At 64.1% G+C, this 10,785-nt stretch carries 8 protein-coding genes and 1 pseudogene; 7 read left to right on the top strand and 2 right to left on the bottom strand.

Annotated features, from left to right (window positions below; translation table 11 throughout):
• Positions 1-176: 176 nt before the first annotated feature.
• The 4 genes from IAE37_RS16115 (at position 177) to trxC (ending at position 7,468) form a co-directional block, all read left to right on the top strand.
• Complete coding sequence (locus IAE37_RS16115) at positions 177-1,919, top strand: potassium/proton antiporter (RefSeq protein ID WP_201175129.1); 1,743 nt, start codon at positions 177-179, stop codon at positions 1,917-1,919.
• A 35-nt stretch (positions 1,920-1,954) separates the two neighbouring features.
• Positions 1,955-5,263 carry a mechanosensitive channel MscK gene (mscK, locus tag IAE37_RS16120; protein ID WP_201175130.1) on the top strand — a complete coding sequence of 1,103 codons (3,309 nt, stop codon included), beginning with the start codon at positions 1,955-1,957 and terminating at the stop codon, positions 5,261-5,263.
• A gap of 180 nt (positions 5,264-5,443) precedes the next feature.
• A complete protein-coding gene (selO, locus tag IAE37_RS16125) occupies positions 5,444-6,904 on the top strand; it encodes a protein adenylyltransferase SelO (protein ID WP_201175132.1) in 1,461 nt (486 codons plus the stop codon).
• Positions 6,905-7,033: 129 nt separating this feature from the next.
• Complete coding sequence (trxC, locus tag IAE37_RS16130) at positions 7,034-7,468, top strand: thioredoxin TrxC (protein WP_201175134.1); 435 nt, start codon at positions 7,034-7,036, stop codon at positions 7,466-7,468.
• Here the strand turns inward: trxC and IAE37_RS28830 are convergent.
• Positions 7,465-7,821: pseudogene (locus IAE37_RS28830) on the bottom strand (helix-turn-helix domain-containing protein). The gene trxC and the pseudogene IAE37_RS28830 sit on opposite strands and share 4 nt — an antisense overlap.
• Positions 7,822-7,942: 121 nt before the next feature.
• Positions 7,943-8,716 carry a ParA family protein gene (locus IAE37_RS16140; RefSeq protein ID WP_201175138.1) on the bottom strand — a complete coding sequence of 258 codons (774 nt, stop codon included), beginning with the start codon at positions 8,714-8,716 and terminating at the stop codon, positions 7,943-7,945.
• Positions 8,717-9,031: 315 nt separating this feature from the next.
• On the opposite strand from IAE37_RS16140, the gene IAE37_RS16145 reads away from it, so the two are divergent.
• Genes IAE37_RS16145 through IAE37_RS16155 form a run of 3 tightly spaced genes read left to right on the top strand, consistent with a single transcriptional unit; the run spans position 9,032 to position 10,783 of the window.
• The gene (locus IAE37_RS16145) at positions 9,032-9,748 is read left to right on the top strand and encodes a beta-ketoacyl synthase chain length factor (RefSeq protein ID WP_201175140.1); all 717 of its coding nucleotides are present in this window, start codon (positions 9,032-9,034) and stop codon (positions 9,746-9,748) included.
• Positions 9,724-10,542 carry a lysophospholipid acyltransferase family protein gene (locus IAE37_RS16150; protein WP_201175142.1) on the top strand — a complete coding sequence of 273 codons (819 nt, stop codon included), beginning with the start codon at positions 9,724-9,726 and terminating at the stop codon, positions 10,540-10,542. Before IAE37_RS16145 ends, IAE37_RS16150 begins: the two co-directional genes overlap by 25 nt.
• Positions 10,511-10,783, top strand: coding sequence for a phosphopantetheine-binding protein (locus tag IAE37_RS16155; protein ID WP_201175143.1), 273 nt, complete (start codon positions 10,511-10,513; stop codon positions 10,781-10,783). Before IAE37_RS16150 ends, IAE37_RS16155 begins: the two co-directional genes overlap by 32 nt.
• The last annotated feature ends 2 nt before the right edge of the window (positions 10,784-10,785 follow it).

A 10,785-nucleotide genomic window follows, 5' to 3' on the forward strand; every position in this document is an offset into this window, starting at 1 on the left:
GACCCACATGGGTCCGCCAGTCAGCATCCCGATCTGCTGCACCCTCGATGCGGTAACTATGTCTACCCAATTGCGTTTTGACACATAACCAACGCAACAGGTTAAATCGACTGGCACGCGACCTGCAGGTACCTCCTATAGGTTCCTTTCCCATTGCCTCTTTGGAGTACTACCTTTTGGATGCCAGCACCATCAACAGCCTGTTCCTGATCGGCGCATTGCTGGTGGGCGCAAGTATCCTGGTCAGTTCGCTGTCGTCGCGCCTGGGCATCCCGATCCTGGTCATCATCCTCGCCGTCGGCATGGTCGCCGGGGTCGATGGTGGCGGCATCATCTTCAACAACTACCCGACCGCCTACCTGGTGGGCAACCTGGCGCTGGCGGTAATCCTGCTCGACGGCGGCCTGCGCACCCGCGTGGCCAGCTTCCGCGTGGCGCTATGGCCGGCCCTGTCGCTGGCCACTGTCGGGGTGATGATCACCACCGCCCTGACCGGCATGGTCGCCGCCTGGCTGTTCGACCTGAGCCTGATCCAGGGCCTGCTGATCGGCGCCATCGTCGGCTCCACCGACGCGGCGGCGGTGTTCTCGCTGCTCGGCGGCAAGGGCCTGAACGAACGGGTCACGGCGACCCTGGAAATCGAGTCGGGCAGCAACGACCCGATGGCGGTGTTCCTCACCGTCACCCTCATCGACATGATCGCCAGCGGCCAGACCGGCCTGCACTGGAGCCTGCTCACCCACCTGCTGCGCGAGTTCGGCATCGGCGGTTTGCTGGGCCTGGGCGGCGGCTGGTTGATGCTGCAACTGGTCAACCGCATCAACCTGGCCGGCGGCCTCTACCCGATCCTGGTGGTGGCCGGTGGCCTGGTGGTGTTCTCGCTGACCAACGCCCTGCATGGCAGTGGCTTCCTCGCCGTATACCTGTGCGGCCTGGTGCTGGGCAACAGGCCGATCCGCAGCCGCCACGGCATCCTGCACATGCTCGATGGCATGGCCTGGCTGGCGCAGATCGGCATGTTCCTGGTGCTCGGCCTGCTGGTCACCCCGCACGACCTGCTGCCCATCGCCCTGCCCGCCCTGGGCCTGGCGCTGTGGATGATCCTCGTCGCGCGGCCGCTGTCGGTAGTCGCCAGCCTGCTGCCATTCAAGGCCTTCCATGGCCGCGAGAAAGGCTTCATCTCGTGGGTCGGCCTGCGCGGCGCGGTACCGATCATCCTCGCGGTGTTCCCGCTGATGGCCGGCCTGCCGGACGCCCAGCTGTTCTTCAACCTGGCGTTCTTCATCGTGCTGGTGTCGCTGCTGGTGCAAGGCACCAGCCTGCCGTGGATGGCCAAGCTGCTGAAAGTCACCGTACCACCGGACCCGGCGCCGATCTCGCGCTCGGCGCTGGAGGTGCACATCACCAGCGAATGGGAGCTGTTCGTCTACCGCCTGGGCGCGGAAAAGTGGTGCATCGGTGCCGCCTTGCGCGAGCTGAAGATGCCCGAGGGCACCCGTATCGCCGCGCTGTTTCGCGGCGAGCAACTGCTGCACCCCTCGGGCAGTACCGTGCTCGAAGTCGGCGACATGCTCTGCGTGATCGGCCATGAACACAACCTGCCGGCGCTCGGCAAGTTGTTCAGCCAGGCACCGCAGCGTGGGCTCGACCTGCGCTTCTTCGGCGACTTCGTCCTCGAGGGCGATGCCGAACTGGGCGCGGTGGCGGCGTTGTACGGCCTGAAACTCGATGGGCTGGATGCGAAAATGCCGCTGGCGCAGTTCATCCGACAGAAGGTCGGAGGCGCTCCAGTAGTAGGCGACCAGGTCGAATGGCACGGGACGATCTGGACCGTGGCGACCATGGACGGGAACAAGATCCAGAAAGTGGGCGTCAGATTCCCCGAAGGAACGCGACCAGGTCCAGGATTGTTCCTCTAAACTCCCTCTCAGCCTGATCCACAAGTAGTCTGCCTATGTCCCTGCGCGTGTCCCTCCGCGCAGCCCTGCTGGGGCTGTGCCTATCCTTCTCGTTCACGACGTTCGCGGCCGAGGCGCCAACCACCGCCAGCATCCAGAACAGCCTCGACAAGATCGCCGAGCGCAAGCTGCCCGAGGCCGAGCAGAAGGCCTTGCAGCAGGTGCTCGAGCAGACCCTGGGCCTGCTTGCCAGCGCCGAGGACAGCGAGAGGAAGCTCGCCGACCTCAAGCAGCAATTGGCCAATGCGCCCAAGGAAACCACCGAAAGCCAGCGCGAGCTGTCCAAGCTCAAGGGCAGCAAGAGCGTGCCGGTAGCCCAGCGCTACGCCGACCTCAACGTGCCGCAACTCGAACAGCTGCTCAGCGAGCGCAGCACCCAGCAGGGCGAGCTGCAAAAAGCCCTGTCCGAAGCCAACAGCCTGATCATCAACTCGCAGACACGCCCGGAGCGGGCCCAGGCCGAGATCAGCAACAACCAGACCCGCACCCAGCAGATCAACAACGCCCTCAAGAGCGGCAAAGTCGACGGCAAGCCGATCAACGCCGACCAGCGCAACCAGCTCACCGCCGAGCTGGCCTCGCTCAATGCCCTGACCCTGCTGCGCCGCCAGGAGCTGGCCGGCAACGGGCAATTGCAGGACCTCGGCAACGCCCGCCACGACCTGCTGATCGAACGCGCCGCACGCCTGGAGCAGGAGATCCAGGACCTGCAGACGCTGATCAACGACAAGCGCCTGGCGCAGTCACAGCAAACCGTGACCCAGCAATCGATCGAGGCGCAGAAGGCCGGCGGCAGCACCTTGCTGGCCACCGAAAGCGCGGCCAACCTCAAGCTCTCCGACTATCTGCTCAAGAGCACCGACCGGCTCAACGAACTGACCCAGCAGAACCTGCGCACCAAGCAGCAACTGGACAGCCTGACCCAGGCCGACCAGGCCCTGGACGAGCAGATCAACGTGCTCAAGGGCAGCCTGTTGCTGTCGAAGATCCTCTACAAGCAGAAACAGGCACTGCCGCACCTGAAGGTCGACCGCGACCTGGCCGACCAGATCGCCGATATCCGCCTGTACCAGTTCGAGGTCAACCAGCAGCGCGAGCAGATGAGCAGCCCGCTGGCCTACGTCGACAAGCTGCTGGCCAGCCAACCCCAGGAGCAGGCCACGCCGCAACTGCGCAAGGCCCTGCTGGAAGTCGCGATCACCCGCAGCGACCTGCTCGAGCGGCTCAACCGCGAACTGTCGGCGCTGCTCAACGAATCGATCACCCTGCAGCTCAACCAGAAGCAGTTGCTCGGCACCGCCCAAGGCCTGCGCACCACCCTCGAAGAGCAGATGTTCTGGATCCCCAGCAACAAGGCGCTGGACTGGGACTGGCTGAGCTTCGTGCCCGAGCGCTTCGTCGACCAGGTCGCCAGCCTGCCGTGGAGTTCGGGGGTCAAGGAACTGGCCGATGGCCTCAGCCAGCGTCCGCTGCTGTTCCTGCCCCTGCTACTGGTGATCGGCGCGCTGCTGTGGCGGCGCAAGTACCTGTACCAGCGCCTGGACAAGGTGCACCAGGACATCGGCCATTTCCGTCGTGACAGCCAATGGCACACGCCCCAGGCGATCCTGATCAACATTCTCCTGGCGATGCCGGTCAGCCTGGGCCTGGCGCTGTGCAGCTATGCCCTGCAGATCGACGCCCGCGGGCAGAACGCCAACCTTGGCGCGGCGCTGTGGCAACTGGCCCAGGCCTGGCTGGTGTTCTACACCGCCTACCGTATCCTCGCGCCCGGCGGGGTGGCAGAGATTCACTTCCGCTGGCACAAGCCGCAGGTCGAGTTCCTGCGTGGCTGGGTGCGTCGCCTCGGCACCGTGGTGCTGGCGCTGGTCGGTGTGGTGGCGGTGGCCGAGCACCAGCCGTCGGCCTTGGCCGACGACGTGCTGGGCATCGGCATCGTGCTCACCTGCTATGCGCTGATGGCCTGGCTGCTCAGCCGCCTGTTGCTCAGCAGCCCGGCGCACCGCGACACCTCGCTGTTCCGCAAGGCGGTCGGAGTGGCCTTCACCGCACTGCCGATCGCCCTGTTCGTGGCGGTGTGCTTCGGCTACTACTACACGGCGCTGAAACTCACCGACCGGCTGATCTACACCCTCTACCTGCTGCTGTTCTGGCTGGTGATCGAGGCGGCGTTCGTCCGTGGCCTGTCGGTGGCGGCACGGCGCCTGGCCTACCAACGGGCCCTGAGCAAGCGCGCGGCGGCCAAGGAAGGGCTCGACGGCGAGGTGATCAGCGAAGAGCCGACCCTGGACATCGAGCAGGTCAACCAGCAGTCGCTGCGCCTGATTCGCCTGGCCCTGCTCGGCGGTTTCATCGCCGGCCTGTACTGGGTCTGGTCGGACCTGATCTCGGTGTTCGCCTACCTCAACAACGTCACCCTCTACGAATACACCAGCGGCACCGGCGCCGCCGCCAGCATGGTGCCGATCAGCCTCGGCGACCTGCTCGGCGCGCTGGTGATCGTCGGCATCACCTTCGCCCTGGCCGGCAACCTGCCCGGCCTGCTCGAAGTACTGGTGCTGTCGCGCCTGAACCTGGCACAAGGCAGCGCCTACGCCACCACCACGCTGCTGTCGTACACCATCGTCGGCGTCGGTATCGTCAGCACCCTGTCGACCCTCGGGGTCAGCTGGGACAAGCTGCAATGGCTGGTGGCGGCGCTATCGGTCGGCCTGGGCTTCGGCATGCAGGAGATCTTCGCCAACTTCATCTCCGGCATCATGATCCTGTTCGAGCGCCCGGTACGCATCGGCGACACCATCACCATCGGCAACCTGTCGGGCACGGTGAGCAAGATCCGCATCCGCGCCACCACCATCACCGACTTCGACCGCAAGGACATCATCGTCCCCAACAAGACCTTCATCACCGGCCAGCTGATCAACTGGTCGCTGACCGACACGGTCACCCGGGTGACACTGAAACTGGGCATCGACTACGGCTCGGACCTGGACCTGGTGCGCGAGTTGCTGCTCAAGGGCGCCCATGAAAACCCGCGGGTGCTCAAGGACCCGGAGCCGATCGTGTACTTCCTCAACTTCGGCGAAAGCTCGCTGGACCACGAGTTGCGCATGCACGTGCGCGACCTGGGCGACCGCAACCCGACGCTGGACGAGATCAACCGCTACATCAATCGCGAGTTCAAGGCGCACGGCATCAAGATCTCGGTCCGCCAGGTCGAGGTGTTCCTGATGGATGCCAAGGGTGGCAAGCAGCAGCTGATACCCATGGAGCAGCCGAAATCGGATGGCACTCAGCCGGTGTGAGTGGACTCCATAGGGCATGAACGCCCAGAATGCCAGCGAGGGCTTCGCCCTCGTTCGCGGGTAAACCCGCTCCTACAGGAGCCGCGCCGCTCTCAGGCGCGATACTGCCCCTGTAGGAGCGGGTTCACCCGCGAAGGGCCGCAACGCGGCCCCTGCCACCGAAAGCCAGGAGCCGGCCCCGTGAAAGCCCTCGACCAACTCACCTTCGACAACCGCTTCGCCCGCCTGGGCGATGCGTTCTCCACCCAGGTCCTGCCCGAGCCGATCGCCGAGCCGCGCCTTGTAGTGGCGAGCGAGTCGGCCATGGCCCTGCTCGACCTCGACCCGGCCCAGGCCGAGCTGCCCGTGTTCGCCGAGCTATTCAGCGGCGCCAAGCTCTGGGACCAGGCCGACCCGCGGGCGATGGTCTATTCCGGCCACCAGTTCGGCTCGTACAACCCACGCCTGGGCGATGGCCGAGGGCTGCTGCTGGCCGAAGCGCTCAACGATGCCGGCGAGCACTGGGACCTGCACCTCAAGGGCGCCGGCCAGACGCCGTATTCGCGCATGGGCGATGGCCGCGCCGTGCTGCGTTCGTCGATCCGCGAGTTCCTGGCCAGCGAAGCCCTGCATGCCCTCGGCATCCCGACCAGCCGTGCGCTGTGCGTGATCGGCTCGAGCACCCCGGTCTGGCGCGAAACCCGCGAGAGCGCTGCCATGCTCACACGCCTGGCGCACAGCCACGTGCGCTTCGGCCACTTCGAGTATTTCTACTACACCAAACAGCCCGAGCAGCAACGGCTGTTGATCGACCATGTGCTGGAACAGCACTACCCCGAGTGCCGTGACGCCGAACAGCCCTACCTGGCCATGTTCCGCACCATCGTCGAGCGCAACGCCGAGCTGATCGCGCGCTGGCAGGCCTATGGCTTCTGCCATGGCGTGATGAACACCGACAACATGTCGATCCTGGGCATCACCTTCGATTTCGGCCCGTTCGCCTTCCTCGACGACTTCGACGCCAACTTCATCTGCAACCACTCCGACGACCGTGGCCGCTACAGCTACGCCAACCAGGTGCCCATCGCTCACTGGAACCTCAGCGCGCTGGCCCAGGCGCTGACCACGGTGATCGAGGTAGAACCACTGAAGCAAGCGCTGGGCCTGTTCCTGCCGCTTTACCAGGCCCATTACCTGGACCTCATGCGCCGGCGCCTGGGCCTGACCACCGCCGAGGACGACGACATGGCGCTGGTCGAGCGGCTGCTGCAGCGCATGCAGAGCGGTGGCGTGGACTACAACCTGTTCTTCCGCCGGCTGGGCGAGCAGCCAGTGGCCGAGGCGCTCAAGGTGGTACGCGATGACTTCGTCGATCTGGCCGGTTTTGATGCGTGGGGTGTGGATTACCAGGCGAGATGCGAGCGCGAGGCCGGTAACGCCGAAGGACGCCGCGAGCGTATGCATGCAGTGAACCCACTGTACGTGCTGCGCAATTACCTGGCACAAAAAGCCATCGAAGCGGCAGAAGCCGGGGATTACAGTGAAGTGCGGCGGCTGCACCACGTCCTGACCAATCCCTTCGAAGAGCAAGCTGGCATGCAGGCCTATGCCGAGCGCCCACCTGAGTGGGGCAAGCACCTGGAAATCAGCTGCTCGTCCTGATCAACGCCGGCCCCTGTAGGAGCGGGTTCACCCGCGAACACCGGCAAAGCCGGTGCCATGCACCGCGTCGTATTCTTCGCGGGTAAACCCGCTCCTACAGGGGACCGTGACAGACCTACTGGAGATGAAATGTCCGACCCACTGGTAATCCCATGCCCCCATTGCAACGGCCTCAACCGCCTGCCGGCGGCGCGCCTGGGCGATGCGCCGAAATGCGGCCGCTGCAAACGGGACGTGCTGCTCAATACGCCCTTCGAACTCACTGAAGCCAGCTACGCCAGCCAGATCAAGGGCGACCTGCCGCTGCTGGTCGACGTCTGGGCCGACTGGTGCGGCCCCTGCAAGTCCTTCGCCCCGACCTTCGAACAGGCCGCCCGCCAGCTCAGCGGTCGCTGCCGCCTGGCCAAGCTCGACAGCGAAGCCAATCGCAACCTCGCCGGGCAACTGGGCATCCGCTCGATCCCCAGCCTGATCCTGTTCAAGAACGGCCGCGAAGTCAGCCGCCAGGCGGGGGCGTTTCCACTGCAGTCGTTGCTGGACTGGTTGCGCAGCCAGGGGGTCTAGGCGTTTGCCAACAAGGATTCGTAGGGGATGCGAAGGCCATCGTGCAGGCGCTTGATCATGGAAAGGCTAAGTCCACGCTTGCCATTCAAAACCTCCGATACCCGCCCACTCGGCCCGATAAACGGCTCGAGATCCCGAGGCGTAAGGCCTTGCTGATCCATACAAAACTTGATCGCCTCGATGGGGTCGGCTGGGTGGATAGGCTAGTGCTTGTTTTCGTACACTTCGATCAAAGCTACAAGCACTTCCATTTCATCAGCTTCAGGCGTGCCAGCTTCAGCCTGGAAAATGGCTTCAAGTCGCTGGAACGCTTCCCGAAGATCATCATCATTGCGGATCGGCTTAATATTCACAGATTGTCTCCACGTCAATCTCGTCATAGCGCTTTTGCAATCACACGCACCCAAGCAGATCTCCCGTTTTGGGAGATCATGGAGGGGGCTCAGGTGTTGCGCAACGATTGGAATGTAACGATTACTCACTGCCCTCAAGCAGGTCGTGCAACTCGACAAACTGCTGGGTCAGCTTGTGCCGCGGCTCCAGGTGGATCAGCGGCAGGCTGGCGTGGTGAGATTCGCGCATCTTCACCGAGCTACCCAGGTACACCGGCAGCACCGGCAACCCCTCGGCCAGCAGCTCGTCGAGCATCTGCTGGGGCAGGCTGGCACGGGACTGGAACTGGTTGACCACGATGCCCTCGACCACCAGGTCCTCGTTGTGGTCGTCCTTGAGCTCCTCGATCTCGGCCAGAAGGCCGTACAAGGCCTGGCGCGAGAAGCTGTCGCAGTCGAAGGGAATCAGCACTCGATCTGCGGCGATCAACGCTGAAACCGCGTAGAAATTCAACGCCGGTGGCGTATCGATATAGATCCGCTCGTAGTCCTCGTCCAGCTCGTCGAGCAACTTACGCAGCTTGTTGATCTTGTGCTTGGCCTCGAGCTTGGGCTGCAGGTCGGCAAGCTCCGGGGTGGCCGTGACCACGTGCAGGTTGTCGAACGGCGTTTCGTAGATATCGACCTTGTTCTTCTTGCTGAACGGCCCGCTGGAGAGGCTCTGCTTGAAGAAGTCGGCGATGCCCATGGGAATGTCCTCACCGGTCAGGCCGGTCAGGTACTGGGTCGAGTTGGCCTGGGCATCCAGGTCGATCAGCAGGGTCCGGTAGCCTTCACTGGCACTGACCGCCGCCAGGTTGCAGGCGATGCTCGACTTGCCCACGCCACCTTTCTGATTGAACACCACACGCCGCATGACAGACCTCCGTGTATCAACGAATGCCCGAGTATGTGGCGGGGAAGCGGCATTGGCCAGCATTCTTCATTCAAGTTGGATGCGCTGCCGACCGACAACCTTGCTCGGACCGACTGTCGGAAAAGGCGCACATATCGAATCAGAGCATGTCATGCCGAGCCGTAGTGAATGTCTGATTGAAACGCTATGCATTGATACATGACCTCAGCACCGGGATAATGCGCGCCACTCGATGAATGCGCCACCCTGCCAGGTCGTTTCGCCGAGTCATCCCCTCGGCAAGGAAGTCCCTCAGGGCGGGAATCAAGAAACACCGTGATCACTTTCGATATCAGCCATTGGCGCGCTTGGGCCCCGGGCCTCTCGACGCCTGCCGATTGGCAGGCCTGGGCCAATGGCCAGCAGCCCACCAGTGGCACCGCTTGCGCACCGGACGTGGCGTTCCTGCCAGCCATGCAGCGTCGCCGCCTCAGCCATCTGGCACGCATGGCCTTCGCCGTGGCTTGGCCACTGGCCGAAGGCCATGAGCAACTGCCGCTGGTATTCGTCTCGCGTCATGGTGAAACGCCACGGACCTTCTCGATCCTCAGCGACCTTGCCGCTGGCCAGCCGCTGTCGCCTACCCAGTTCAGCCTGTCGGTGCACAACGCGGTGATCGGCCTGTGGTCGATCCTGAAGGGTTCGACCAGCGAGATGACCGCCCTCGCAGCAGCCGGTGACGGGTTCGAGAACGGCATGATGGAGGCCGCGACGCTGTTGGCCGAAGGCGTACCCGCCGTACTGCTGGTCGTCACCGAGGAACAGCCACCCACTGCCTACAGCCCGTGGGTCGAGGACGTGCCGTTTTCCTATGCCATGGCGCTGCTGATAACGCCCGGCCAGCAATGGCAACTGAGCCTCGGAGGCGACTCCGGCGGCCAGCCCACCGAGCTGCCCAACGGCCTCAGCTGGCTGAAAGCCTCGCTGACTGGCTGCAACTCTTTCACTCACTCATGGAAACGTCGTACATGGAACTGGCAACGACAGCCGTGAGCAGGCCGCGCGACGCCTACCATTGGCGTCTGCTGGCGACCGCCGCGAGCTTCTTCCTGTTCGGCCTGGGTGGCCTGTGCCTGCGCCTGCTGGTATTCCCACTACTGGCCTGCCTGCCCGGCGGCGCCGAACGCCATCGCCAGCGTGCACGCCGGACCATAAGCTGGTTGTTCTGGCGCTTCGTGCGCTTCATGCAGGCGAGCGGTGTGCTCACCTACCAGATCGATGGCGCCGAACGGCTCGGCAGACCCGGCCAGATGATCATCGCCAACCACCCATCGCTGATCGATGTCGTGTTCCTGATCGGCCTGGTCCGCCAGGCCAACTGCGTGGTCAAGCAAAGCCTGTTCGACAACCCCTTCACCCGTGGCCCAGTCAGCGAGGCGCAGTACATCGGCAACGACGGCAGCATGGACATGCTCGATGCCGCGGTCGATTCGCTGCGCCAAGGCCAACCGCTGGTGATCTTCCCCGAAGGCACGCGTACCGCGCCAGGCCAGGCACCGGCCTTTCATCGCGGCGCGGCTGCGATCGCCCTGCGCGGTGCCAAGATCATCACACCGGTCACCATCACCGTCAGCCCCAGCACACTGACCAAGAACGAGCCTTGGTACCGCATTCCCGGCCGCCGCGTGCACTTCAGCCTCAGTGTCGGTACCGATATCGACCCACAGACCTTCGCCGCCCTGGGCCCTGCGCCCAAGGCGTCGCGTCTGCTCAACGATTACCTGCATCAATACTTCATCAAGGAGCTCGCCGCCGATGAGCGCGCCACAGCAAGACCTGAACCGTGATCTCAAGCAATTGATCATCGACGCCCTCGGCCTGGAGGACATCAGCGTCCAGGATATCGGCGACGAACAGACCCTCTTCGGCGAGGGCCTGGGCCTGGACTCGGTGGATGCGCTGGAACTGGGTCTGGCGATCCAGAAGCGCTACGGCATCAAGATCGATGCCGATGCCAAGGACACCCGCAACCATTTCAGCAACGTCGCCACCCTGGCGTCATTCGTCACCGCCCGTCAGGCCGCCTGAGA

This window comes from Pseudomonas sp. S31 (assembly GCF_016648105.1).
Taxonomy (GTDB): domain Bacteria; phylum Pseudomonadota; class Gammaproteobacteria; order Pseudomonadales; family Pseudomonadaceae; genus Aquipseudomonas.